Genomic DNA, 24,651 nt, shown 5'->3' on the forward strand with positions numbered 1-24,651 from the left:
CCGCTTGCAGCTTGAGGGGGCAACGCCCCCGTCTTGTGGCTTGCAGCCGCCGCCCCTGGCGGCGTACATCCACATCCCCTGGTGCGTAAAGAAGTGCCCCTACTGCGACTTCAATTCGCACACCAGTCTCGATACCCTGCCCGAAGCAGAGTACGTTGACGCGCTGATCGAGGATCTGGAGCAGGACCTGCGCTTGCTCGACGGCCTGCCCGCCCGGCCGCTGACCTCAATTTTCTTCGGAGGCGGCACGCCGAGCCTGTTCTCAGCTGCGGCCCTGGACCGCTTTCTGCAGGCGCTGAACCAGCGCGTGCCGTTCGCCGATGAAATCGAAATCACCCTCGAAGCCAACCCCGGCACCTTCGAGCAGGCCAAGTTTCGCGACTACCGGCTGGCGGGCATCAATCGCCTGTCGATTGGCATCCAGAGCTTCAATGCCGGCCATCTCAAGGCCCTTGGCCGCATCCATGACGACCGCGAAGCCCTCGGTGCGGTCGAGATGGCGCGCCGCGCCGGCTTCGACAACCTGAACCTCGACCTGATGCACGGCCTGCCGAATCAGGAGCACGCCCAGGCGATGGCCGATCTGGATCAGGCCATGGCGCTCGCACCCGAGCACCTGTCCTGGTATCAGCTGACGCTGGAACCCAACACCGTGTTCTACTCGCGCCCGCCCACGCTGCCCGAGGAAGACATTCTCTGGTCGATTCAGGAGGCCGGGCTGCAACGGCTGGCCGCCGGCGGCTACGCCCAGTACGAGATTTCGGCCTATGCCAAGGGCGGCCACCGCGCCCGCCATAACCTCAATTACTGGCAGTACGGCGACTTTCTCGGCCTGGGTGCCGGTGCCCACGGCAAGCTGACCGACGCCAATGGCAAGGTGCAGCGCTACTGGAAGACCCGCCTGCCCAAGGACTACCTGAATCCGGACAAAGCCTATCTGGCCGGCAGCAAGACGCTGGACGCAGACGAGCTGCCGTTCGATTTCCTGATGAACGCCCTGCGGCTGGTCGATGGCGTGCCTAGCGCCTGGTACGCCGAGCGTACCGGCCAGTCGCTGGAGCAGATCGCCGGCACCCTGAACCAGGCCGAGGCCAAGGGCCTGCTCGAGCCCTGGCGCCAGCAACTGCGCCCGACCGAACGCGGCCGGCTGTTCCTCAACGACCTGCTGGAGATGTTCCTCTAGGCCGCTTGGGAAGGCCGCGTTCCGACTCGGCCAACAAGGGCGCTCCACTATCACCGGGCTGTGAATGACCATCGCCAACATCAATAGCCCTTGCCGCATGAACGCACAGTCAGCAGAATTGACTCAGTCTGGAAACTGATTTCGATCTCGCCAGCCGGAAAGCCACCGGCGATGAATGCACAACAACCGCGGCCCACGGGCACGCAGCAGATCGAACCCGCACCCAACCCGGAGGCCCGATGAATCCCTTCAGCTTTGCCACCACCGCGCAGATCCTCTGCGAATCCGGTTCCGCCAGCCAGCTCGGCGAGCTGTGCAAGGTCCGCGACGCCCACCGCGTGCTGATTGTCACCGACCCCGGCATTACCAAGATTGGCCTGCTCAGCGGCGTACTGCCAACCTTGAGCAGCGCCGGCATTGCTGTTGAGGTATTCGATCAGGTTGAGGCCGATCCGCCGGAATCCGTGGTATTAGCGGCCGTTGAACAGGCCAAGGCCATGCAGGCCGAGCTGATCATCGGCTTCGGTGGCGGCAGCTCGATGGACGTGGCCAAGCTGGTTGCCCTGCTCGCGCACCCGAGCTGCACGCAGACCCTGCAGGACATCTACGGCGTCGGCAATGCCCGCGGCCAGCGCCTGCCGCTGATTCAGGTGCCGACCACCGCCGGCACCGGCTCGGAAGTCACCCAGATTGCGATCATCACCACCGGCGCCACCACCAAGATGGGCGTCGTGTCACCGATTCTGCTGCCGGATCTGGCGCTGCTGGATGCCGACCTGACCCTCGGGCTGCCCGCCCACGTCACCGCCGCCACCGGCATCGACGCCATGGTGCACGCCATCGAGGCCTACACCAGCAAACTGAAGAAGAACCCGCTGTCCGACATGCTCGCCCGCGAGGCCCTGCGCCTGCTGGCCGGCAACCTGGATGCGGTGGTGGAGGACGGCGGCAACCGCGAAGCCCGCCAGGCCATGCTGCTCGGCGCCCTGCTCGCCGGCCAGGCCTTCGCCAACGCGCCGGTCGCTGCGGTCCACGCACTGGCCTACCCGCTTGGCGGTCACTTCCACATTCCGCACGGCCTGTCGAACGCGCTGGTGCTGCCAACGGTGGTTGAATTCAACGCTCCGGCCGCCGCGCCGCTGTATGCCGAACTGGCACCGCTGATCGTCGGCCCCGGCCTGGTTGCCGGTGACACCGACAGCCTGACCGCGCAGATGATCAGCGCACTGGCCGAGCTGAGCCCGCGCGGTGGCCTGCCGAGCCGTCTGCGCGACGCCGGTGTGCCAAAGGACGCACTGGAAATGCTGGCCAGGGACGCCATGCTGCAGCAGCGTCTGCTGGTCAACAACCCACGCGAGGTCACCGAAGCGGACGCGCTGGCCATCTACAACCAGGCTTACTGAGCCAAGCGGAGCATTCATGAGTACGAGCAAGCCCACGCGCAGCGATTACCCCTACCTGCACGCCATCACCACCCGCTGGCACGACAACGACATCTACGGTCACGTCAACAATGTGACCTACTACAGCTACTTCGACAGCGCGGTAAACAGCTGGCTGATCGCCGAAGGCGGGCTGGACATCCATACCGGCGATCAGGTCGCCTTTGTGGTCAGCTCCAACTGCGACTACTTCGCGCCCATCGCCTTTCCTGACGCCATCGAGATTGGCGTCAAGGTCGCGCGCCTGGGCAGCAGCTCGGTACATTACGAACTGGCCGTATTCAAGCAGGGCCGTGACGAGGCCTGCGCAGCGGGTCGTTTCGTCCATGTATTCGTGGACCGCGCCAGCAATACCGCCTTCCCGATCCCCAACCGTTGCCGCGCTGCCCTAGAGCGCCTGATGGACCCGATCTGATGCACAAACGATTGCTGTTACCGCTGCTGCTGAGCCCGCTGCTGATCGCTGCGGGGCAAAGCTACGCCGAACCACGACTGCAAAGCCGGGTGGAAAGTTTTGATGTCAGCGGCGCTACCGTCGACACCATTCGCGCCAGCCTGAACCGCAATCGTCAGCACAGCGCCAACCGGGTCAACTGGAACTTCCGCTGGGAGTCCACGCCCGGTCAGTGCCGCATCACCGAAGCGACCACCGACGTCAGCGTGACCTCGTATATCCCGCGCCTGCAACCCGACCCGCAGCGCGCCGCCAGCGTGCAGCAGCAATGGGACAGCTACCTGCTCGCCCTGCAGCTGCATCAGGATGGTCATGTGGATTTGGCGATGAATGCCGCCAGACAGATCGAGCAGGCGATTCTCAATCTGCCGCCAGCAGCCTCCTGCGAGCAACTGCAACAAGCTGCCAACGCCGCCGGCCGCCGCCTGCTGGAACAGCTCGCCGTCGACGACCGCGAGTACGACAAGCGCACCCAGCAGGGGACGCTGGAAGGCGCGCACTTCCCCTGACACCCGCAGGACCACAGCAAGAGCGGGGGCAGGTAAAAGCGTTGCCGAGGCAGGCAGCGCAAGGCAAAAACCAGCGAGGCAGCGGAGTTTACGAGCTGTAAATGAGCATGCCGAGCTGGTTTTTAACGCCGCGATGGCAACGCAGGTAGCTTTTAACGCTCCCGTCAGGCCATCCCGCCCGGCGCAAAGATCTCAATCCAATACCCATCCGGATCACGGATAAAGGCGATGTTGTGCATCTTGCCGTCCTGCGGACGCTTGACGAAGGACACACCCAGCTCCTCAAAGCGCGCGCAGGCCGCCTCCAGATCCGGCACGGCAAAGCCGATGTGGCCGAAGCCGCGCGGCTCTTCGTTACCGTTGTGATAGCTGAACTCCGGATCGTCTTCGGTGCCCCAGTTGTGGGTCAGCTCCAGCATGGCCGGACGGCCGAAGGTCTGGTGGGTGCGCTCAACAGGATCGTCAGACCAGCTGTCCAGCGCGTTACTGTCGACAGCGGCCAGAAAATACAGACTAAACTTGCCGGCCGGAAAATCCAGCTTCTTCACCAGCGTCATGCCCATCACGCGGGTATAGAAATCCAGCGTCGCCTTCGGGTCCTTGATGCGCAGCATGGTCTGGTTGAAGACAAACCCCTCGGTAGCCGGATCGCGGTTCTCGCACAGGCCCGGGGCGGATTCAAAGTGACGACTCATGGCAACAGCTCCCATTGGGTAGAAAAAGCCAAAGCCTAACACTGAAACGCCCGCACACAGAACCTGCGCGGGCGTCGTATCCGATCAGCATTACGCCGTGCTGCCGGCAAACAATAAAAGCGTCACCGAGGCAGGCAGTGCAAGGCGAAGTGAAGACCAAAAAGCGATCGGAGTCGCGCCCGACCTTACAAAGAGTAAGTGAGCATTTTTGGCCTTTGCTTCAACGCAGCAATGCCAACGCAGGTAGCTTTTATCGGAATTTGCGCTCTTCCCACCACGGGAAAAACTCAGGCTTGTCCGAGCTCGGACGCAGCTTGAACTCCGGCGCGCGCTTCTCCAGGAACGAGCTGACGCCCTCTTTCGCATCTTCGGACTCACCCATAAAGGCAATCGCGCGCGAGTCGATGATATGCGCTTCCATCGGATGATCCGCCGCCATCATGCGCCACAGCAGCTGACGGTTCAGCGCGGCAGACATGGCCGAGGTGTTGTCGGCAATCTCACGGGCCAGCTCGCGCGCCGCCGGCAGCAGCTCGTCCGGCTCGTGGACGCTGCGCAGCAGACCGCCCTTGAGCGCTTCTTCGGCGCTGAAGACGCGGCCGGTATAGACCCACTCGGCGGCCTGCATCGGGCCAACGAGGCGCGGCAGGAACCAGCTGGAGCAGGCTTCCATGGTGATGCCGCGACGGGCGAACACGAAACCGAACTTGGCATTGGTCGAGGCCATGCGAATATCCGCCGGCAGGCTCATGGTCACACCGACGCCGACAGCCGCGCCGTTGAAGGCAACGATGACCGGCTTGATGCACTCGTAGATACGCAGTGAGACAGTACCGCCGCCATCACGCAGATCATCACCCTCGGGCTGATCCTGACGCTTGTGGCGGTTGAAGGTGTCACCGCCCTTCTCCAGATCCGCACCGGCACAGAACGCACGGCCCGCACCAGTCATGATCACCACACGCACCGCATCATCGGCATCCGCCGCATCAAAGGCGGCAATCAGCTCACGACGCATCAGGCCGTTAAAGGCGTTCATGCGGTCAGGACGGTTCAGCGTCAGCGTGAGGACACCGTCCTCCACCTGGTAATCGAGGGTCTCGTAAGTCATTGGGGCTCTTCCTGTTTGGTCAAATGCCGTCCAGTGTAGAACCGGCCAGTCACTGTAACCAGTTGAGTTACCGTGGCGTATGTGAGGGTATTGGCGGTGTGGATGGCAGGGAGCAGCAAACCTCACGCGCGTGCGGATAACTTGCGGCTGGCAAACAAAGCAGTAGTTATCCTCACGATCATGAGGATTGTCCAAACAACGACCAGACATACCGCCAACGCCCGGACAAACGCGCACTCAGAGTTCAGCCCCGGGCTCTGCACGCAGGTTCTAGCAGTGCATCGCCCGATTGCGCCCCGCATCCTTCGCCGCATACAGAGCGCGATCAGCACGCTTGAAGGTGTCATCAACACCGGCATCTGTCGGGCGCCAGTCGGTATAGCCAATGCTGACGGTCACACCGGGTAAGCCCGGCTCGCTGACAAGGGCAGCAAGGCGCAGCCGTTCGGACAGCTCACCGGCCTGAGCCATGGTGGTTGCCGGCAGCAGAACGATAAACTCCTCGCCCCCTACCCTGCCGAACACATCAGACTGGCGCAGGGCATCTTCCACATGCCGACAGAAGACCTGTAAGACGCGATCACCGGTCTGATGACCGAACTGGTCGTTAATCGCCTTGAAGTGGTCCAGATCGAGCGAAAGGACTGAAAAAGGCTCTCCGCTCCGCCTGCTGCGCCGGAACAGGTCACTGGCGGCATTGGCCACTGCGCGGCGGCTGCGCACGCCGGTCAACGTATCGACCATGGCAAGGTCTTCAAAATTGCTGCGGATACGCTCGGACACGAGTAGCAAAAAACCGATATTGACGATCACCAGTCCGAAGGTGAAGGTACCGAGATACAGCGCCTGCATCCAGGAGGTATCCAGCATGCCCTGGCCGTCCTGCGGCTGGAACACCGCATGTACCCAGCGCGCACCAAATACCAGGGTGGAGAAGCAGACCCAGAAACCGGTGAACGTGACACCCAGCAGATACTGCCGATGATCGCTGCTGCGTTGGAAGATCGCCATTGCAAACACGATGGCATGCATCAGGCTGGCGGCAAACACATAGCCGGTCAGGCTCAGGTAACGCCCACGCAGGCTGTCCTCGACGTGGGTAAAGTAGGCCTGGCCGATCCAGGCAACAACAAACAGCACCACCCAACCCTTGAGTCTCGGCTGCTGACCGAAGTAGCGGGCGCTGCCGATCCAGTACAGGGTATAGGCCAGCATGGCGGCGGTATTCGGGATCGTATAGGTAAGCCAGTCGAGGGCCTCGCCACGCAAACTGATCAGCAGCCCGGAGAACATGGCCAACAGCGAGCCGGCCGCCCAGTGACGATACCCCGCAATAGCAGGAGTGCTGGCGCGCCCCATCAATAGCAGAACGATACCCATCACAGCCATCAGCAAGCTGGTCAGCATGATCAGGGTACCGGGATCGTATACGGGTGTTACATCCATCGAGTGCACGTCGTCATCGGGTTCTTTCTTATTATGTTCCATGGATGGGGTAAGGGCACGGAAAGAGTGGCGGATTGCCACTTTTTAGCCTGCCGGCGCAGCGTTCAGCCGTAACGCGGCATCGCGGCAGTGTGACCGGCTCTACACCCTGGCAATCCGACAGCCAACCGTCATCCGGCTGTAACCTGGATGTTATCTCCTTGTCGCACTCTGGCAGCCGACTCACACGCTGCCCGTTGAAACGAGGACCCTCATGCCTTCAATTCGCCGCTATCTGCGCCACCTGTGGCTTTCGTTCACCCTGCTACCCGGCCTGGCCAGCGCCCATGCACTGGAGATCCACGGCTCCAATACCATCGGCGCTACGCTTGCGCCGATGCTGATGACCGGCTTTCTGCAGCAACTGACCGGCAACCCGGTGACAGCCAGACCAACCGGGACAGCCAACGAGACGGTGCTTGCCACCAGCTACAACGGCAAACCGATGACAGTGCTGGTCGCGGCGCATGGCACGAGCACTGGCTTCAGCGCGCTGGCGGCGGATCACGCCGATATCTGGGCCGCATCACGTCGAGTCAAGGGCAGCGAGCGGGAAGCCATGGCCACGCGCGCCGATCTGACCAGCCCGGCCAGCGAGCATGTAATTGCAATTGATGGCCTGGCGATTCTGGTACACCCCTCCAACCCGGTCGAGCAGCTCAATATCGATACGCTGGCGCGCGTCTTCGCTGGCGAAATCAGCAACTGGTCCGAGGTTGGCGGCCCGGATCGACCAATTCGGATCTATGCCCGTGACGAGCAATCCGGCACCTGGGATACCTTCAAGGAGCTGGTGCTGGCCGGACGCTACAACCTGACGCCGAGCGCGCAGCGTTACGAGTCGAACGACCAGCTGTCAAACGACGTGAGCAACGACCCGTCCGGTATCGGCTTTGCCGGCTTCGCCTCGGCGGGCAACAGCAAGCTGCTGGCGATTGCCGACGGCAACGCCCCGGCGCTGAAACCGAGCGCGCTGTCGGTGGCTACCGAAGATTATCCTCTGGCACGCCGGCTGTATCTGTACACGGCAGGAAACACCGGCGAGCCACTGGCAAGGCAGTTTATCGAGTACGTTCAGAGCCCGACGGGACAGGCGATTGTGGCCGAATCCGGCTTCTTTCCGCAGACCCCCTTTGCCGTCGATCTGCCGCCGGATGCCAGTGTGCCCGATACCTTCAGGCGCCTGACCGAGCATTACCAGCGCCTGTCGGTCAACTTCCGCTTTGCCGAAGGGCGCACCCAGCTGGACAACAAGGCCCGGCGTGACCTGCAACGCGTACAGCAGTATCTGCAAGACAGCGGCAAGACTGGTCGCGACCTGATGCTGATCGGCTTTGCCGACCAACAGAGTCACGAACTGCGGGCGCAGATGATCTCCGAGCTGCGCGCCCTGTCTGCCGCCAAGGCGCTGCGGGAAATGGGCACTCGGGTGCAGGGCTATGTCGGTTACGGACACTACATGCCGGTCGGTTCAGCCGGCGGGGAAAGTGGCGCGCGGCGCAATGGGCGGGTTGAGGTGTGGGTGCGTCGCTAAGGCGACGCGCGCGCATGTACTCTCAGGCCCTCACAGCCAGATACCCAGGGCCATCAGCCCCGGCACCAGCAGGCTTTGCAGCACATTGCTGCGCAGAGCCGGCAACAGGTCGCCATCCGGACGACAGTGCCACAGGCTATGCAGACCCAGCGCAAACGCCGGCAAGGCCAGCAGACTGGCAACCGGCAACCAGCCCGCCAGCACGGCCAGCAACAGCCCCAGCAAGGCCAGTAACCAGTTGGCCGCGTAGACCCGGCGAGTCAGCGCCGGCCCGTAGCGCAGCGCCAGATTGTCGCGGCCAACGCGGCGGTCGGCGTCGCAATCGGGAAGCTGGTTGAGCAGTAACAGGTTATTGATCAGCGCCCACAACACCACGCCGGCCGCCAGCCCGCCGGCCGTGTATTCGCCGGCCAGCACGCGCTGGCTGCCCAGCAGCATCAGCAGACCGAAGCCGGTACCGGGCGCCAGCAGACTGAGCCAACGGTTGCGGGTAATCCACGGGGTATAACCGGCCACCAGCAGGACGCCGGCGATGCCGACCGGCAACAGGCCGGGGCCGGTCCGCCAGCTCAGCCACAGCCCAATCAGCACGGTCAGCAGCAACAGCGTCAGCCCCAGCACAAGGGCGGCCGGCGCAGCGTGCGGGTGCGTGGGCAGGTAGCCACTGCCGCCACTGAAGGGCGTGCGTTCGGTGTGCAGATCCAGACCGCTGTGGAAGTCGGCGTACTCGTTCAGCACATTGACGGCGCCATGCGCCGCCAGCGCGCCCAGCAGTACCAGCAGCCAGTCGCTGTCGAGCAGCAGTGCCGACGGGGTCAGCGCCGCAGCCAGGGCGACGGTGACCAGCGCCAGCAGCAGAAACGGTGGGCGCAGGGTAAGCAGTAATCCCATGGTCATTCGTCCAGCTGGAAACCTCCATTGATCCGGCCATCGGCAGTGCCTTGCCAGCGCGGAAAGGCGCACACTTTACCCATGTGCAGGCTCTGCCAACAAGCGCTTTACAGCCGTCGGTCCCGGCCGATTCGGCCTTCGGCAATGCCAATCGGCCAGCAGCACAGGCAGGATCGCGCAGAGTGTCCGATACTGACAGTGATTACTGGATGCAGGATGCCCCATGCTGGATTTCTTCCTGGTCGTTTTATTTGGCCTGCTCACCTTTGCCGCGATTGTGCTGTTCTACCATCACTACCTGTGGAAGCGCCTGCGCAACCCGCGTGACGAACAATGGGCGCTGGGCGGTTTGATGGGGCTGGGCAGCCTGTTTGTCATGCTCTCGGCGGTCGATGTGGGCAACGGTGTGCTGCTCGATGCGCGGGTGCTACTGATGGGCTTTGCCGGCCTGCTGGCAGGCTGGCGAGGGGCGCTGGCAGCCCTGATGATCACCCTTCCTGCGCGCCTGCTGATTGGCGGTGCAGGCGCCTATATCGGCTGCCTGACGCTGCTCATTGCGCCGGTGATCGGTTTGGCCTGGCGGCAGCTTGAGGCGCGCCTGAGCTGGAGGCTGTCCTGGCGCTTTCTGGTGTTCGGTGCCCTGCTGCAGCTGTCACTGGGGACTATCATGCTATTCCCGGAACCCCAGCGCACCCTGGCGCTGAGGGACGCCGTCTTGCCCTTGCTGATACTGAACATGATTGGCGCGCTGCTGGCAGGCTGGATGGAGCTCGGCATCAACCAGAGCGTCGTACGTGCCGAGCGCTGGCGCAGGAGGGCACTGACCGACGACCTGACCGGCCTGAGAAATCGACTGCAACTGACCGAAACCATTGAACGCAAGCTGCAGGAAGATTAAACAGCAAGGCGGCTCCTTTGCCCTGATTTCACTGGATCTCGACAACTTCCGCCACATCAACGATACGCTGGGACACAAAATCGGCGACGCAGTGCTGGTGGCCATCGCACGGCGTCTGTCTGACTCACTGACCCCGCAGGATATGCTGGTGCGTGTGGCGGGCGACCAATTTGTCGTCATGATGCCCTCGGCGTCGGCAAACGAGATTATTCAGCACGCCAGACAGCTGCTCAGCACGGCAGCGGCGCCGCTACAGATCGAACACTACGTGTTGCTGCTGACCGCCAGCATTGGCGTGGTCTGGTCACCACAGAACGGGGCCGAGTCCCGCCTGCTGCTGCAAAACGCCGAAATCGCCATGTATCGATCCAAGTACCGCGGACGCAACCAGGTCACCTGCTTTGACGACAACATGCGCACCGAACTGGAGCGCCAGACCGGCCTGACCCAGGCACTGCGGCTGGCACTGGAAAGCAAACGCGACCTGCGACTGGTGTTTCAGCCCCAGTTTTCACTGGTTGACCGACACCTGACCGGGGCAGAAGTATTGCTGCGCTGGCGGCACCCGCAGCTTGGCGACATCAGTCCGGCGGAATTTGTTCCGCTGGCCGAACAGGCCGGTCTGTCAGGGCTGCTCGACCGTTTTGTAATGGAACAGGCCGCGATCCAGCAGGCCGCCTGGGTCCGGGCGGGCTTCAGCCTGAAACTCTCGATCAACCTGTCCGTGCTCAGCCTGCGCGTCACCGGCCTGGCAAAGGAGATTCTTGCATTGCTCGGCAAATACGACATACCCGCGCAATTGATGGAAGTCGAGGTGACCGAGTCGGTCGACCTTGAAGGGTCCAGCGAGGCGATGGCCGAAATTCTGCAATTACGGGCAGCCGGCGTCAGCATTGCACTGGATGACTTCGGTACCGGTCACTCTTCCCTGAGTTATCTGCAACAACTGCCGCTCGACATCGTCAAGATCGACCAGAGTTTTGTCCGCCGCATTCAGCCGGCCGAAGGGCCAGGCAACTCCATTTTGCGGGCCATCATCGCCCTGGCCAAGGCCCTGCACCTGGAGATCATTGCCGAAGGCGTGGAGACGGAGGAGCAGCACAACTGGCTTGCCGCAGAGGGCTGCGACATCGCCCAGGGTTATCTGCATGGCAAACCGGTGGATAGACTGGAGTTTGAGCAGCGGTACCTGCGGCAATCAGCCTGAGCGGCTCACTCGACCCGCTCGAACTTGAGATCCCAGACGCCGTGCCCCAGGCGCTCGCCACGGCGCTCGAACTTGGTCACCGGGCGCTCTTGCGGGCGCGGCACGTAACCGGCGTCACCTGCCTGGTTGCGATACCCCGGCGCGGCGCTCATCACCTCAAGCATGTGCTCGGCGTAGTGCTCCCAGTCGGTGGCCATGTGGAACACGCCACCAACTTTCAGCTTGCGGCGCACCTGCTCGGCAAAGGCCGGCTGCACAATGCGGCGCTTGTTGTGCTTCTTCTTGTGCCAGGGGTCCGGGAAGAACAGCAGCAGCCGATCCAGGCTGCCGTCCGGAATGCAGCGGTTGAGCACTTCGATCGCATCACAGTCAAATACCCGCACGTTGCTCAGGCCGCTGGTCAGCAGACCATTGAGCAGCGCCCCCACACCCGGGCGGTGTACTTCAATGCCGATAAAATCCTGCTCGGGCGCAGCCGCTGCCATCTCCAGCAGCGAGTGGCCCATGCCGAAGCCGATCTCCAGCGTACGCGGCGCACTGCGACCAAACAGGGCGTCCAGATCGAGCATGCCCTGATCCAGGCTCAGGCCGAAACGCGGCCAGCCCTGATCAATCCCCTTCTGCTGACCTTCGGTCATGCGGCCGGCACGCATGACGAAACTGCGAATGGCGCGGCGCGGTGGGCTCTCGGGGTTCGGGGTGTCTGCGCTTTCGGGCAGTTCGGGAGTATCAGACATGGGCAACTCGGTAATGATTCGGATGAGACGGCGCCCCGCAGGGCGCCTGACAAAAGGATAGCCTGCTCAGCGCAGGGTGCCGTCCAGCGGCGATGAGGCCGAGGCGTACAACTTGCGCGGCATGCGGCCAGCCAGATAGGCAGCGCGACCGGCCACAACGGCGTGGTGCATGGCCTGGGCCATCAGCACCGGGTGATCGGCGTGGGCAATGGCACTGTTCATCAGCACACCGGCACAGCCCAGCTCCATCGCGATGGTCGCGTCGGAGGCGGTACCAACCCCTGCATCCACCAACACCGGTACGGAGGCTTCTTCCAGAATGATGCGCAGGTTCCACGGGTTGCAAATGCCCATGCCGGAGCCGATCAGACCGGCCAGCGGCATGACCGCAACGCAGCCCATGGCCGCCAGCTCGCGGGCGATGATCGGGTCATCGCTGGTGTAGACCATGACGTCGAAGCCGTCCTTGATCAGCACTTCGGCCGCCTTGAGGGTTTCCACCACGTTCGGGAACAGGGTTTTCTGGTCGGCCAGCACTTCCAGCTTGACCAGCTTGTGGCCATCAAGCAGCTCACGGGCCAGCCGGCAGGTGCGCACCGCCTCTTCAGCGGTATAGCAGCCAGCGGTGTTCGGCAGGATGGTGTAGCGATCCGGCGATACCACGTCCAGCAGGTTGGGCTCATCCGGGTTTTGGCCGATGTTGGTGCGGCGGATGGCAACGGTCACGATCTCGGCGCCCGAGGCTTCGATGGCGCGGCCGGTCTCGTCCAGGTCCTTGTACTTGCCGGTGCCGACCAGCAGACGGGAACGGTAACGAACGCCGGCGATTTCCAGCGCGTCCTGGGTCATATCAGTCATCAGGTTCTCCAGCGAAGGGATTGGGTTAGCCGCCACCGATGGCATGCACGATCTCCACCCGATCCCCTTCGGCCAGACGGGTTTCGGCGTGCTGACTGCGCGGCACGATATCGAGGTTCAGCTCAACCGCCAGACGCTTGCCGGTCAGTCCCAGGCGGGCGATCAGCTCAGTCAGGGTCAGCGGCTGGTCGAGGTGATAGGGCTCACCGTTCAAATGAATCTGCATGGGCGGCTCGGCAACGACGGATGGAGATGATAGGGCAGCTCGGCACGGTCAATGTTGACCGGCGACAAGGGCCCTATGATAACGCCCTTTGCCACCCGCTGACCACGGCGGATCAGAGCGTGCGCCAGACCGCTAGCCCCAGACACAGCCAGGCCACCAGCCAGAGCACGCCGCCGAGCGGAGTAATCATGCCCAGTTTGCCGATGCCGCTGAGCGTCAGCAGATAGAGACTGCCGGAAAACAGCACGATACCCAGCGCAAAGAGCACACCAGTGGCTTTGAGCAAAGTGCTGTCCGGGCTGCGAAGCAGCAGCACCGCCACCCCGATCAGCGCCATGGTGTGCCACAGCTGATAGCTCACGCCGGTCTGAAACACGCTCAACATGTTCTCGGACAGTTTGCCGCGCAGCCCATGGGCGGCGAACGCGCCCAGTGCTACGCCGGTGAAACCACTCAGTGATGCCAGTAACAGCAGCCATTTGGCCATGCTTTGCCCCCTCGGTTTATACTCCGGACCAACTCACTGGCCGGATTCCCATGTTCAAACTCATATTGCGCAAGACCGCCAAGTGGCTCCTGATTGTCGCCCTGCTCAGCCTGCTGCCCGTGCTGGTGCTGCGCTGGGCGCCTGCGCCAGGCTCGATGCTGATGGTCGAGCGCTGGATCAGCCAGCGTGACGACGCCGACTACCGCCGCCAGTACCAGTGGCGGCCGTACGAGCAGATCCCCGACAGCATGAAAATGGCGGTGATCGCCGCGGAAGACCAGCGCTTTGCCGACCACTACGGCTTTGACCTCAAGGCCATTCGCGCCGCCGTCGAACATAACATGCAGGGCGGCAATCTGCGCGGCGCCAGCACCATCAGCCAGCAGGTAGCGAAGAACCTGTTCCTCTGGTCTGGCCGCAGCTATCTGCGCAAGGGGCTGGAGGTCTGGTTTACCGCCGGTATCGAGCTGCTCTGGCCGAAGCAGCGGATTCTGGAGATGTACCTGAACATCGCCGAGTGGGACAAGGGCGTCTACGGCGTCGAGGCCGCGTCACGCCACCACTTTGGAATCGGCGCCAGCTATCTGTCCAGCCAGCAGGCTGCGCAACTGGCCGCGGTGCTGCCCAGCCCGCTCAACTGGGACGCGGCCAGCCCGCCACCCCACGCCCTGCGCCGCGCCAACTGGATTCAGCGCCAGAGCAGACAGTTGGGCGGACGCCACTATCTGGATCGGATGGAAACAGGCAAGCCGTTGCCGGACTGGCTGACCGTGCGGTATTGGCGCAATCGACTGGAGATCTGAGCCCGGCGGCTTACTGCTCCGCCGGCAACGCTTCGCGCAACCCAAACATGATCGAATGCGCCTGCTCTTCACCAACGGCAACCACCGCCCCCTCCTTCGGATAAACCCAGGCTTCGCCCTCGCTGACCGGCAGACGCAGATCCGGATTGCCGAAGGTGCCCTGCACCTGCGCCAGTGACATCGGCTCGTTGGGGATCAGGCTCAGGCGCACGACCTGACGGTCTTTCAGGGCATCACCGACTGCTGAACTGATCGGCTGATCGGGCAACTCCGGCTGCCAGGCCTGTGCCTGCACCAGACTCTCGGTCTGCTCCGGCGTCAGCCCGATGACCGCCTGCACGCGCCAGCTCAGATCGTCACTCTCCATGGTGTAGCGGCTGACCAGCAGCGGCTTGCCTTCAGCGCTGATCATCCACAGAGTGCCGTGGCCCAGCGCGGCGCCGGCGTCTGCCAGGGTCAGGCGCTGGGCCTGCAGGGGCTTGAGCAGGGTGTCCTGATATTGCCCGTACCACGCCATCGGCTCCGGCGCGGCCGGCCGCGACTGCCAGTAACCGAAGGCATAGAAAGCGAGAATCACCACGGTGAACAGTGTGGCCAATCGCACACCCTGACGGCGCGTCATGCGGTACTCCTTGATCTTGTTATGGAAACGGGAAAATGTGCTTTTCTCGCCGCTGGCGGTGTCAGCGGCCACGGCATGCCGTGGCCCTACGGCTCGGTACAACACGAGAAACCTAAACCGGGGTACCTACGACACCAACAAAAAGGGCATCCTGCGGATGCCCCTTTGCGATCAGTGCTGCAAGCGTCAGACTTCAACCTCGGCTTCGAGGTTCTTCTTCAACTTGTTCATGGCGTTCTTTTCCAGCTGACGAATACGCTCGGCAGAGACCTGATACTTGGCTGCCAGCTCGTGCAGCGTGGCCTTCTCTTCGGCCAGCCAGCGCTGGTAGAGAATGTCGCGACTGCGCTCGTCCAGCGCCTCCAGACCGGTCAGCAGGCTGGTGCTGGCACTATCGGACCAGTCGGCTGACTCGAGCTGGGTAGCCGGGTCATAGCGCTTGTCTTCCAGATAATGCACCGGTGCGTAGGCCGCATCGTCGTCATCGTCCTGCGCGCCGTCAAAGCCAAGGTCCTGACCGTACAGACGGCTTTCCATCTCGCGGACTTCACGCTCGGCAACACCCAGGTCGGCAGCAACCGCCTCGACTTCATTCTGCGACAGCCAGGCCAGCTTCTTCTTGGCGCTGCGCAGGTTGAAGAACAGCTTGCGCTGGGCCTTGGTGGTTGCGACCTTGACGATCCGCCAGTTGCGCAGGATGAACTCGTGAATCTCGGCGCGAATCCAGTGCACCGCGAAGGAGACCAGGCGCACGCCCATCTCCGGATTGAAACGCTTGACCGCCTTCATCAGACCAACGTTGCCTTCCTGCACCAGATCGGCCTGCGCCAGACCGTAACCGGAATAGCTGCGGGCGATGTGCACGACAAAACGCAGGTGAGACATGACCAGCTGACGGGCAGCTTCCAGGTCTTCGTGGTAGTACAGGCGATCAGCCAGCACCCGCTCCTCTTCCGCACTGAGAATCGGAATGGCGCTGACGCTTTGAATGTAGGCTTCGAGATTGGCTCCCGGAGCCAAGGTATGAACAGGCTGCAATGCAGTGCTCATGTTCGAACTCCCCAAATAAAGACGGCTGAGTGTATCACCGCAAAATAGGACTGTGAACGTAACCTAAAGTTCAGCGTGGCGGCAAGCGGCAAGCCCAACCAGGATGTTTCCGGCGGGCGGCCGGTGAACGGCTTATCCCGGCGTTTACTGCCGCGCCGCACTCGACGGGTAAACGCGCCACTAGACGCGTCGCGGGTTGCGCTTGTCGCTTGCGGCTGCCTTATTGCGGCTCAATCGCTCTTACATGCTGCCCGACCGCCAGCCAGGCGCCCGCCAGCCCGAGCACCATGGAACCAAACACCAGCGCCAGCCCATCGGTAAAGGGCATGCCGAACAGGGCGAACTCACTCTGATAAAGCGAGGCAACGCGCTCGACGGTGACATTCAGCCAGGCCAGACCGAGCGCCAGCAGTATCCAGGCCAGCACCCCGGAGAGCAGGCCATAAAGCACGCCAATATAGAGGAACGGGCGACGCACGAAGGCATCGGTGCCGCCCACCAGCTTGATCACCAGAATCTCGTCCCGGCGGCTTTCGATAGCCAGCCGGATGGTGTTGGCCATAACCAGCAACAGAGCAATGATCAGCAAGACGCCAAGGCCGCCGGCAAAGCGCTCAAACATCGCCAGAATGGCCGCCAGCCGCTCGACCCAGAGCAGATCAATCTGCACCTGTTCAACGCCGTCAATGGCGGCAAGGCGGTCACGCAGTGGCTCCAGCGCCGCGGCGCCGCCGTCGATACTCAGTGGCGTGACCACAATCACGCTCGGCAGCGGGTTGTAGTCGAGCTGCAGCAGGGCATCGCCCATGCCGGCGTGCTGCTGGAATTCGGCCAGTGCCAGGTCCTTGTCGAGCAACTGCGCCTGCGCCACACCGGCCAGTTGGCGTATCTGCTCGGTCAGGCTCTGCTGTTTCTCGGCGCTGACGTCATCGGCCAGATACACGGAGATCTGCGCCGCTTCCTGCCAGTTCACCCCCAGTTGCTTGACCTGGCCGATCAGTACCGACAGCCCCATCGGCAACGCCAGGGCAATGGTCATCACCAGCACCGTCATGGCGCTGCTGAACGGATAGTGCCTAACACGCACCAGTGCCTGACGGGCGCTGTCACGGTGACTGCCGAACCAGCTGCGCAGCGGGTGACGCCAATCGCGCTGGGAACGCGCGGCCCCGCTCGGCGCTTTGCGGCGACCGGGCTGTGGATTCTTTGCGCTGCTCATCAGGACTCTCCATCGGCCAGCAGACGGCCTTGATCCAGCGTCAGGGTGCGGTGATGCAGGCGAGCAATCAGCGGCAGGTCGTGGCTGGCGATGATCACGGTCACGCCAACCCGGTTGAAGTCTTCAAACAGCGCCATGATTTCCGCGGACAACTCGGGATCGAGGTTACCGGTCGGCTCGTCCGCCAGCAGCAACGCCGGCTTGTGCACCACCGCGCGGGCGATACCGACCCGCTGCTGTTCGCCGCCGGACAGCGCGATCGGGTAGCTGTTTTCCTTGCTCAGCAGGCCGACCTTGTCGAGCGCGGCGCGCACCCGGCGCCCTACTTCGTCGGCCGAGGTACCGTTGATGATCAGCGGCAGCGCGACGTTGTCGAACACCGTGCGATCGAACAGCAACTGGTGGTTCTGAAATACCACACCGATCTGGCGGCGCAGGTAGGGAATGTCGTCACTGCCCAGATCACGCAGGTTCTGACCACCGACGTGCACGGCGCCGCTGCTGGGGCGCTCCATGCACATGATCAGCTTGAGCAGGGTGCTCTTGCCCGCGCCGGAGTGGCCGGTAATAAACACCATCTCGCCGGTCCGGATATGGAAGCTGAGGTTATCCAGCCCCTGATGCCCGTTGGGATAGCGCTTGCTGACCTGCTCGAAGCGAATCATTTATGGCTTCTGTCCAAACAACGCGGCAACAAAATCCGGCGCGGTGAAGGGGCGCAGGTCATCGATCTGCTCGCCCACACCGATGAAACGAATCGGCAGACCGAACTGCTTGGCCAGCGCGAAGATCACCCCGCCCTTGGCGGTGCCGTCGAGCTTGGTCAGGGTCAGACCGGTCAGACCGACCGCCTGATCGAACAGTTTGGTCTGGGAAATAGCGTTCTGGCCGGTGCCGGCGTCGAGCACCAGCATCACTTCGTGCGGCGCGTCGGGGTCCAGCTTGGCCATGACGCGCTTGACCTTGGCCAGCTCGTCCATCAGGTGGTCCTTGTTGTGCAGACGGCCGGCGGTGTCAGCGATCAGCACGTCAGCGCCACGGGCCTTGGCGGCCTGCAGGCCGTCAAAGATCACCGAGGCAGAATCCGCACCGGTGTGCTGGGCAATCACGCCAATCTGGTTGCGCTCACCCCAGACCTGCAGCTGCTCGACCGCTGCGGCACGGAAGGTGTCGCCTGCGGCCAGCATGACCTGCTTGCCTTCGCCCTGCAGCCGCTTGGCCAGCTTGCCGATGGTGGTGGTCTTGCCGACGCCGTTCACACCGACCACCAGAATCACGTAAGGCTTCTTGCTGCTGTCGATTTCCAGCGGCTTGGCGACATGCGCCAGCAGCGCTTCGAGCTCATCCTGCAGGGCACGGTAGAGCGCCTTGCGGCTGGACACCTGACGACGGGTAACCCGCTGCTGCAGGGTTTCCATGATCATGGTGGTGGCTTCAATGCCGACGTCGGCCATCAGCAGCCGGGTTTCCATGTCTTCGAGCAGTTCGTCGTCGATTTCCTTTTCGCCGAGGAACAGGTTGGCCATGCCCTCGCCGAGGTTGACGCTGGTCTTGGACAGACCCTGACGCATGCGTGCGAAGAAGCCCTTGGCCTCCGGCTCGGCAACCGGTTCCGGGGTTTGCTCGACCGACGCTTTCTGGCCCAGCTCGGAAAACAGCGAGGCAGCCGCCTCACGGGCCGCGGCTTCGCGGCCCTCAACGGTATTCAGGTCGCCGGTGAGCGGCGCCGGTGCATCGGCCTGCGGCTCGGCGGGCGCCGGCTCTTCCCGGCGGCGGGCCCAGCCGAACAGCCCTTTCTTTTCGGGCTTGGCGGAGGTCTTGGCATCGGGGTTTTGCGGTTTGTCTTTGGAACCAAACATGAAGAGTCACTATCTGAGTTCGACGGCGAATGCTTCGCCATATTGAAGGTTGGGTTATCCTACCCCACTTCCGCCAACGGCGGTATGACCCAGCGGCAGGCGGTACGCCGGTCTGCGTGCAGGGTCTCACGATTACCGCGCTGTAAAACAGGACACCTGCATGTTGCGCTTGCGTACTCTCCTGCTGCTGCTTCCACTGCTCGCGCCGACGGCCATGGCCGACAGCCGGCAACCGACCCATAGCTACACCCTCGACAATGGCCTGAACGTAATCATCCGCGAGGATCACCGCGCCCCGGTGGTGGTCTCGCAGGTCTGGTACAAGGTCGGCGGGGTCGACGAGCCACCGGGGCAGACCGGCCTGTCCCATGCGCTGGAACACATGATGTTCAAGGGCAGCGAGCACCTTGAACCCGGCCAGGCCTCGCGCCTGCTGAGCAGTCTTGGTGCCAGTGAAAATGCCATGACCAACCGCGACTACACCGCCTATTACCAGATGCTCAGCCGCGATCAGCTGCCGGTGGCACTGGAGATGGAGGCCGAGCGCATGCACCTGCTGACCCTGCCGGAAGACGAGTTCCTGAAGGAGATCGAGGTCATCAAGGAAGAACGTCGCATGCGGGTAGACGACAACCCGAACGGCGTCGCCTACGAGCGCTTCCTCGCCCAGGCCTACACCGCCAGCCCCTATGCCCAGCCAGTGATCGGCTGGATGCATGACCTCGACCGCATGCAGATCGAAGACCTGCGCGCCTGGTACAAAAGCCACTACGTGCCGGGCAACGCCACATTGGTGATTGTTGGCGACGTCTACCCGGAAACCGTCAAGCCGCTGGTGGAGCGCTACTTCGGCGCGGTGCCGGCCGGCCCGCTGCCGGTGGTACGCAAGCCGCTGGAGCTGCCGGTCATTGGCGAGCGTAGCCTGACCCAGCATCTGGATCTGCAGCTGCCGAGCCTGCTGCTCGGCTTCAACGTGCCCTCGCTCAATACCGTCAGCGAGCCATGGGAAGCCCACGCCCTGCGTCTGCTCGACGCCGTGCTGGACGGCGGCTACAGCGCCCGCCTGCCAAGCCACCTGGAGCGCGGCGACGCCATCGCCACCTCGGTCGGCACCGGTTACGACGCCTTTACCCGCGGCGACAGTCTGTTCGTTTTCAGCGGCATTCCCAACGAGGCGCGCGACATCGACCTGCCCACGCTGGAAGCCGCCATCTGGAAAGAGATTGACGCAATCAAGCAGACCCCGCCGAGCGCCGAGGAGCTGGCCCGCGTGCAGGCCCAGGTGGTGGCCGGACTGGTCTACGCCCAGGACAACATCATGCAGCAGGCCAACCGTATCGGCGAACTGGTCACCGTCGGCCTGCCGTGGCAGCTGGTCGACAACGATATCGAAGCGTTGCAAGCGGTTACCCCGGAGCAGGTCAGCGAGGTCGCCCGCCGTTATCTGGTGCGCGAACGGCTGACCCGCAGCTACAACCTGCCGAACGCCCGTGAGGAGCAGCAGCCATGAGCCAGAGCAAACCCTTCTCCGTGCTGCGCTGGCTGATCGCCCTCGCAGCCCTTGGTGGCATGCTGTTTCTGCTGATGGAGCGTGCGCCTGACAGCCAGCCTGCATCTGATACGCCCGCCGTTGCCCAGGCACCTGACGACGGTCCGGCCGATACCGCCACCGAGGTCTTCGGCTCGCCATTGCCGGCGCTGAGTTCGCTGGAAGAACTCGATCTGGACACCCCGCCCGCCCGCCGCGGGCTGGACCTGCAGCACTGGCAAACCCGTCAGGGCACGCCGGTGTACTTCATGCACGCCGGCGAGCTGCCGATGCTCGACATCCAATTGCTCTACGCCGCTGGCGCCAGCCGCGACGGTGAGCTGCCCGGGCTGGCCATGTTCACCAACGCCATGCTCAACGAGGGCACCGGCAGCCTGGATGCCGGTGATATTGCTGCCGGCTTCGAGCGCCTCGGTGCGCAGTTCGGCAACAGCTCGCACCGTGATATGGGCCTGATCAGCCTGCGCACCCTGACCGCCGCCGACAAGCTGGATCCGGCGCTGACCCTGTTTGCGCAGATCCTGTCCAAACCCAGTTTCCCCGCAGCCTCGCTGGAACGCATCCGCGAGCAACTGCTGGCCGGCCTGCGCTACGCCCGCCAGCGCCCTGGCGCCCAGGCCAGCGAGGCGCTCTGGAGCACGCTGTATCCGGGCCACCCCTACGGCATCCCGCCGGATGGCAGCGAAGACAGCCTCAAGGCCATCAGTCGGGACGATCTGCAGCGCTTCCAGCAGACCTACTACAGCGCCGGCAACGCGGTGATCGCATTGGTCGGCGATATCGACCGCGCCCGGGCCGAGCAACTGGCTCAGCACCTGGCCGATGCCATGCCGCAAGGACCTGCTGCCGAGCCAACGCCACCAGCGGAAAAAATCGCAGCCAGCAGCCAGCACATCGACTTTGCCAGCAGCCAGACCCATGTGCTGGTGGCCCAGCAGGGCATGAGCAGAACCGATCCGGACTACGCCGCGCTGTACCTCGGCAACCAGATCCTCGGTGGCAGCGGCTTTGGCTCGCGACTGGTCGAGGAAGTGCGCGAAAAACGCGGGCTGTCCTACAGCGTCGGCAGTAACTTCAGCGCGATGCAGGCCCCCGGCCCGTTCGTGATCTCGCTGCAGACCCGCAGCGATCAGGCCGAACAGGCGCTGGAGGTGGTCAACCAGACCCTTGACCGCTTTATCAGCGAAGGTCCGACCGATGCCGAAGTGAACCGCGCCAAGCAGCAACTGCTCGGCGAGTTCCCGCTCAGCACCGCGAGCAATTCGGCGATCGTCGCGCAACTGGCAGCCATCGGCTTCTACAACCTGCCACTCAACCACATGCAGCTGTTCCTCGACCGTGTTCAGGCGCTGACCGCAACGGACATCCGTGAGGCCTTCGCCCGGCATCTGCCCGCCAGCGAGCGCGTAGTGATCACCGTAGGGCCGCCGCAACCACCCGCAGAACCCGAAGACAATGCCGACCAGCCGAGCGCGGCGGCAGAGCAGGAGCCCAGTGCATGAAGTCCAACCAGGCCAAGGCCAGAGTCAGCCAGCTGCGCATCATCGCTGGCGAGTGGCGCAGCCGCCGCTTCACCTTTACCGAACAGCCGGGCCTGCGTCCGACCCCGGACCGGGTGCGCGAAACCCTGTTCAACTGGCTGAGCAGCGACGTACCCGGCGCCCATTGCCTTGATCCGTTCACCGGCAGCGGCGCGCTGACCCTGGAGGCGCTGTCGCGCGGCGCCGCCAGCGCACTGGCCGGCGACCTCAGCCGCGACGTGGTACACACCCTGCGCGGCCATCTGCAAACGCTGAACTGCGACCGTGCCGAGGTAATCCAGCAGGACGGCCTGTCACTGCTGGCCGGCACGCCACCACGGCGCTTTGATCTGGTGTTTCTCGACCCGCCGTTCCGTCAGGGACTGCTGGAGCCGGCCTGCGCGGCACTGGAAGCCAACCAGTGGCTGGCCGACGACGCGCAGATCTACATCGAAAGCGAACAGCCACCAAGTCAGCTGGCGCTGCCGGGCAACTGGCAGCTGCACCGCGAAAAGCGCGCCGGTCAGGTCTGGTACAGCCTGTGGCATCGGCAGGCTTGAGCAGCTTCCGACCGTCGCGCTGGCTGCCCGGCGGTCATCTGCAGACCCTGTTTGGCCCGTTGCTGCGACGCCCGCCGAGGCTCGAGCGTGAGCGCGAACGGCTGACGCTGGCCGACGGCGATTTTCTCGATCTGGACTGGTTCGGCCCGGATCACGCCGGGCAACCCTGCGTGATTCTGCTGCACGGGCTGACCGGCAGCTCCAGCTCGCTGTATATCCTCGGCCAGCAACAGCAGCTGGCCAAACTCGGCTGGCGCAGCGTCGCGGTCAACTGGCGCGGCTGCTCGGGTGAGCCCAACCACAGCGCCCGCGCCTACCACTCCGGTGCCAGCGACGATCTGGCCGAGGTCGTCAACTACCTGCTGCTACGCTATCCGGGCCGCACGCTGGCCGCCGCCGGGTTTTCCCTCGGGGGCAACGTGCTGCTGAAGTATCTGGGTGAGTGCGCGCATGAATGCCCGCTGCAGGCCGCGGTCGCGGTGTCGGTGCCGTTTCGTCTGGATGAATGCGCCGACCGCATCAGTGTCGGCTTTTCCCGCGTCTACCAGAGCCGCTTCATGCGCGACATGCTGGCCTACGTCAGCAACAAGAAACGGCTGTTCAGCCATCACGGCTGGCACAGCGAGCACGCGCGGCTGGATGCGCTGGGCTCAATGGAGGGTATGGATACCTTTTGGGACTTCGACGGCCGGGTGACCGCCCCGCTGCATGGCTTTGCCAGTGCCGAGGACTACTACCGGCGCTGCAGCAGCCGCTATTTTCTCGGCTCGATCCAGGTGCCCTGCCTGCTGATTCAGGCCGCCAACGATCCCTTTGTCTACCCCCGCAGCCTGCCGCAGCTGAGCGAGCTGGGACCGCGCACCGAGTTCGAGCTGCATCAGGGCGGCGGTCACGTCGGCTTTATCGAAGGCTTGCCGTGGCGCCCACGCTACTACCTTGAGCGGCGCATTCCCGACTGGCTGGCGCTGCAGCTTCAGGCCTCAGGCAGCTCGGCGTAATACTCGCGCAGCATCGCCTCAACCCGCGGCCGCGCCGCGTCACTCAACAGCCCCAGTTCCTGCGCCAGCACCTGATAGACCGCACGGCGCTGCATCTGCGGGGTCAGCTGGGCCTGCGGGTCCGTCAGGACGGTGGTGCAGAGAAAGTTGGTCCAGCTGTTCATCAGCAACCAGCTGTTGAGCGCCAGCACTTCGGCATTGGCGTAACGGGCATCGAGAATGCCGGCATCAATGGTGCCCTGAAAGATCCCCTCAACCGCCCGCAGTGCCCGCCGCGAAAACAGGCGGTAACGCTCGGCCACCTGCGCATCGCTGGCCAGCAGGTGCTCAAGGTCGCGCTGCAGGAAACGGTAGCGCCACAGCGACTCACTCAGACTCTCGACGTAACGTGCCTTGTCATCCAGATCGAGCCCGCGGTCGGTCGGCAGCGCCAGACTGTCTTCCAGCTCGCGCTCGTAGTGATCAAACAGCTCGGCGATGATCTGCTGCTTGTTGCGGAAGTGGTAATAGAGATTGCCCGGCGACATCCCCAGATGAGCGGCGATGTGGTTGGTGGTGACAGCGCGCTCGCCCTGCTCGTTGAACAGCTGCAGACTGGCTTCAAGAATACGGTCGCGGGTTTTCATGGCAATAGATCGGCTTCGCTTGCTGAATATTTGACACTTTAGAGCAATTACTCTAAAACTTACATCCCATACCCCTGGCTGGCGGGAACTACAGCTCAACCGGCAGCCGAAAAAAAACAACAGTGGTG

26 protein-coding genes are annotated in these 24,651 nt (G+C 63.4%); 12 read left to right on the plus strand and 14 right to left on the minus strand.

The window, feature by feature from the left end:
- Window positions 1-4: 4 nt before the first annotated feature.
- The 4 genes from hemW to AC13EY_RS18050 all read left to right on the plus strand — a co-directional run bounded on the left by hemW (window position 5) and on the right by AC13EY_RS18050 (window position 3,588).
- Complete coding sequence (gene hemW / locus AC13EY_RS18035) at window positions 5-1,183, plus strand: radical SAM family heme chaperone HemW (RefSeq protein WP_228247146.1); 1,179 nt, start codon at window positions 5-7, stop codon at window positions 1,181-1,183.
- A gap of 239 nt (window positions 1,184-1,422) precedes the next feature.
- Window positions 1,423-2,586 carry an iron-containing alcohol dehydrogenase gene (locus tag AC13EY_RS18040; protein ID WP_228247105.1) on the plus strand — a complete coding sequence of 388 codons (1,164 nt, stop codon included), beginning with the start codon at window positions 1,423-1,425 and terminating at the stop codon, window positions 2,584-2,586.
- 16 nt (window positions 2,587-2,602) lie between these two features.
- Window positions 2,603-3,040, plus strand: a complete 438-nt coding sequence (locus tag AC13EY_RS18045) for an acyl-CoA thioesterase (RefSeq protein WP_228247106.1) — start codon at window positions 2,603-2,605, stop codon at window positions 3,038-3,040.
- Window positions 3,040-3,588 carry a DUF922 domain-containing protein gene (locus AC13EY_RS18050; protein WP_228247107.1) on the plus strand — a complete coding sequence of 183 codons (549 nt, stop codon included), beginning with the start codon at window positions 3,040-3,042 and terminating at the stop codon, window positions 3,586-3,588. The genes AC13EY_RS18045 and AC13EY_RS18050 overlap by 1 nt, the downstream gene beginning before the upstream one ends.
- Window positions 3,589-3,752: 164 nt before the next feature.
- Here AC13EY_RS18050 and gloA read toward each other — a convergent pair whose 3' ends face one another.
- From gloA to AC13EY_RS18065, 3 genes are all read right to left on the minus strand, one after another.
- Window positions 3,753-4,283, minus strand: coding sequence for a lactoylglutathione lyase (gene gloA, locus AC13EY_RS18055; protein WP_228247108.1), 531 nt, complete (start codon window positions 4,281-4,283; stop codon window positions 3,753-3,755).
- A gap of 250 nt (window positions 4,284-4,533) precedes the next feature.
- Window positions 4,534-5,394, minus strand: coding sequence for a crotonase/enoyl-CoA hydratase family protein (locus AC13EY_RS18060; RefSeq protein ID WP_228247109.1), 861 nt, complete (start codon window positions 5,392-5,394; stop codon window positions 4,534-4,536).
- A gap of 270 nt (window positions 5,395-5,664) precedes the next feature.
- Window positions 5,665-6,840 carry a GGDEF domain-containing protein gene (locus AC13EY_RS18065; protein WP_335600751.1) on the minus strand — a complete coding sequence of 392 codons (1,176 nt, stop codon included), beginning with the start codon at window positions 6,838-6,840 and terminating at the stop codon, window positions 5,665-5,667.
- Between the two features lie 253 nt (window positions 6,841-7,093).
- On the opposite strand from AC13EY_RS18065, the gene AC13EY_RS18070 reads away from it, so the two are divergent.
- The gene (locus AC13EY_RS18070; RefSeq protein WP_228247111.1) at window positions 7,094-8,413 is read left to right on the plus strand and encodes a substrate-binding domain-containing protein; all 1,320 of its coding nucleotides are present in this window, start codon (window positions 7,094-7,096) and stop codon (window positions 8,411-8,413) included.
- Between the two features lie 30 nt (window positions 8,414-8,443).
- Here the strand turns inward: AC13EY_RS18070 and AC13EY_RS18075 are convergent, their stop codons facing one another.
- Window positions 8,444-9,304 (minus strand): prenyltransferase, encoded by an 861-nt coding sequence (locus AC13EY_RS18075; RefSeq protein ID WP_228247112.1) that lies wholly within the window; start codon window positions 9,302-9,304, stop codon window positions 8,444-8,446.
- Window positions 9,305-9,527: 223 nt separating this feature from the next.
- Between AC13EY_RS18075 and AC13EY_RS18080 the strand changes: the two genes are divergently transcribed.
- Both AC13EY_RS18080 and AC13EY_RS18085 read left to right on the plus strand, forming a co-directional pair.
- Window positions 9,528-10,202: a LytS/YhcK type 5TM receptor domain-containing protein gene (locus AC13EY_RS18080; RefSeq protein ID WP_228247113.1), complete on the plus strand. Its 675-nt coding sequence runs from the start codon at window positions 9,528-9,530 to the stop codon at window positions 10,200-10,202.
- Window positions 10,177-11,409 (plus strand): putative bifunctional diguanylate cyclase/phosphodiesterase, encoded by a 1,233-nt coding sequence (locus AC13EY_RS18085; RefSeq protein WP_228247114.1) that lies wholly within the window; start codon window positions 10,177-10,179, stop codon window positions 11,407-11,409. The genes AC13EY_RS18080 and AC13EY_RS18085 overlap by 26 nt, the downstream gene beginning before the upstream one ends.
- 5 nt (window positions 11,410-11,414) lie before the next feature.
- On the opposite strand, the gene trmB is transcribed toward AC13EY_RS18085, so the two are convergent.
- From trmB to AC13EY_RS18105, 4 genes are all read right to left on the minus strand, one after another.
- Window positions 11,415-12,146, minus strand: a complete 732-nt coding sequence (gene trmB, locus AC13EY_RS18090; protein WP_266101870.1) for a tRNA (guanosine(46)-N7)-methyltransferase TrmB — start codon at window positions 12,144-12,146, stop codon at window positions 11,415-11,417.
- A gap of 66 nt (window positions 12,147-12,212) precedes the next feature.
- The gene (locus AC13EY_RS18095; protein WP_228247115.1) at window positions 12,213-13,004 is read right to left on the minus strand and encodes a thiazole synthase; all 792 of its coding nucleotides are present in this window, start codon (window positions 13,002-13,004) and stop codon (window positions 12,213-12,215) included.
- Between the two features lie 25 nt (window positions 13,005-13,029).
- A complete protein-coding gene (gene thiS / locus AC13EY_RS18100; protein WP_088276023.1) occupies window positions 13,030-13,230 on the minus strand; it encodes a sulfur carrier protein ThiS in 201 nt (66 codons plus the stop codon).
- A gap of 112 nt (window positions 13,231-13,342) precedes the next feature.
- Window positions 13,343-13,717: a DUF423 domain-containing protein gene (locus AC13EY_RS18105; RefSeq protein ID WP_228247116.1), complete on the minus strand. Its 375-nt coding sequence runs from the start codon at window positions 13,715-13,717 to the stop codon at window positions 13,343-13,345.
- A gap of 50 nt (window positions 13,718-13,767) precedes the next feature.
- On the opposite strand from AC13EY_RS18105, the gene mtgA reads away from it, so the two are divergent.
- Complete coding sequence (gene mtgA, locus AC13EY_RS18110) at window positions 13,768-14,520, plus strand: monofunctional biosynthetic peptidoglycan transglycosylase (protein ID WP_228247117.1); 753 nt, start codon at window positions 13,768-13,770, stop codon at window positions 14,518-14,520.
- A 10-nt stretch (window positions 14,521-14,530) separates the two neighbouring features.
- Here mtgA and AC13EY_RS18115 read toward each other — a convergent pair whose 3' ends face one another.
- From AC13EY_RS18115 to ftsY, 5 genes are all read right to left on the minus strand, one after another.
- Window positions 14,531-15,142, minus strand: coding sequence for a hypothetical protein (locus tag AC13EY_RS18115; protein ID WP_228247118.1), 612 nt, complete (start codon window positions 15,140-15,142; stop codon window positions 14,531-14,533).
- 186 nt (window positions 15,143-15,328) lie between these two features.
- The gene (gene rpoH / locus AC13EY_RS18120; protein WP_228247119.1) at window positions 15,329-16,192 is read right to left on the minus strand and encodes an RNA polymerase sigma factor RpoH; all 864 of its coding nucleotides are present in this window, start codon (window positions 16,190-16,192) and stop codon (window positions 15,329-15,331) included.
- Between the two features lie 220 nt (window positions 16,193-16,412).
- Window positions 16,413-17,411: a permease-like cell division protein FtsX gene (gene ftsX, locus AC13EY_RS18125; RefSeq protein ID WP_228247120.1), complete on the minus strand. Its 999-nt coding sequence runs from the start codon at window positions 17,409-17,411 to the stop codon at window positions 16,413-16,415.
- The gene (gene ftsE, locus AC13EY_RS18130) at window positions 17,411-18,076 is read right to left on the minus strand and encodes a cell division ATP-binding protein FtsE (RefSeq protein WP_228247121.1); all 666 of its coding nucleotides are present in this window, start codon (window positions 18,074-18,076) and stop codon (window positions 17,411-17,413) included. Before ftsE ends, ftsX begins: the two co-directional genes overlap by 1 nt.
- On the minus strand, window positions 18,077-19,270 hold the full coding sequence (gene ftsY / locus AC13EY_RS18135; protein WP_228247122.1) for a signal recognition particle-docking protein FtsY: 1,194 nt from the start codon (window positions 19,268-19,270) through the stop codon (window positions 18,077-18,079).
- 160 nt (window positions 19,271-19,430) lie between these two features.
- Between ftsY and AC13EY_RS18140 the strand changes: the two genes are divergently transcribed.
- From AC13EY_RS18140 to AC13EY_RS18155, 4 genes are read left to right on the plus strand one after another with little or no spacing between them, the layout of a single operon-like run.
- Complete coding sequence (locus tag AC13EY_RS18140) at window positions 19,431-20,780, plus strand: M16 family metallopeptidase (RefSeq protein ID WP_373315007.1); 1,350 nt, start codon at window positions 19,431-19,433, stop codon at window positions 20,778-20,780.
- Window positions 20,777-22,321: a M16 family metallopeptidase gene (locus AC13EY_RS18145; protein WP_228247123.1), complete on the plus strand. Its 1,545-nt coding sequence runs from the start codon at window positions 20,777-20,779 to the stop codon at window positions 22,319-22,321. The genes AC13EY_RS18140 and AC13EY_RS18145 overlap by 4 nt, the downstream gene beginning before the upstream one ends.
- Complete coding sequence (gene rsmD, locus AC13EY_RS18150; protein WP_228247124.1) at window positions 22,318-22,899, plus strand: 16S rRNA (guanine(966)-N(2))-methyltransferase RsmD; 582 nt, start codon at window positions 22,318-22,320, stop codon at window positions 22,897-22,899. Before AC13EY_RS18145 ends, rsmD begins: the two co-directional genes overlap by 4 nt.
- Window positions 22,896-23,897, plus strand: coding sequence for a hydrolase (locus AC13EY_RS18155; protein WP_228247125.1), 1,002 nt, complete (start codon window positions 22,896-22,898; stop codon window positions 23,895-23,897). The genes rsmD and AC13EY_RS18155 overlap by 4 nt, the downstream gene beginning before the upstream one ends.
- Here AC13EY_RS18155 and AC13EY_RS18160 read toward each other — a convergent pair.
- A complete protein-coding gene (locus tag AC13EY_RS18160) occupies window positions 23,873-24,523 on the minus strand; it encodes a TetR/AcrR family transcriptional regulator (protein WP_228247126.1) in 651 nt (216 codons plus the stop codon). The two genes, AC13EY_RS18155 and AC13EY_RS18160, sit on opposite strands and share 25 nt — an antisense overlap.
- Between the last annotated feature and the right edge of the window lie 128 nt (window positions 24,524-24,651).

This window comes from Halopseudomonas sp. L-58 (assembly GCF_056859475.1).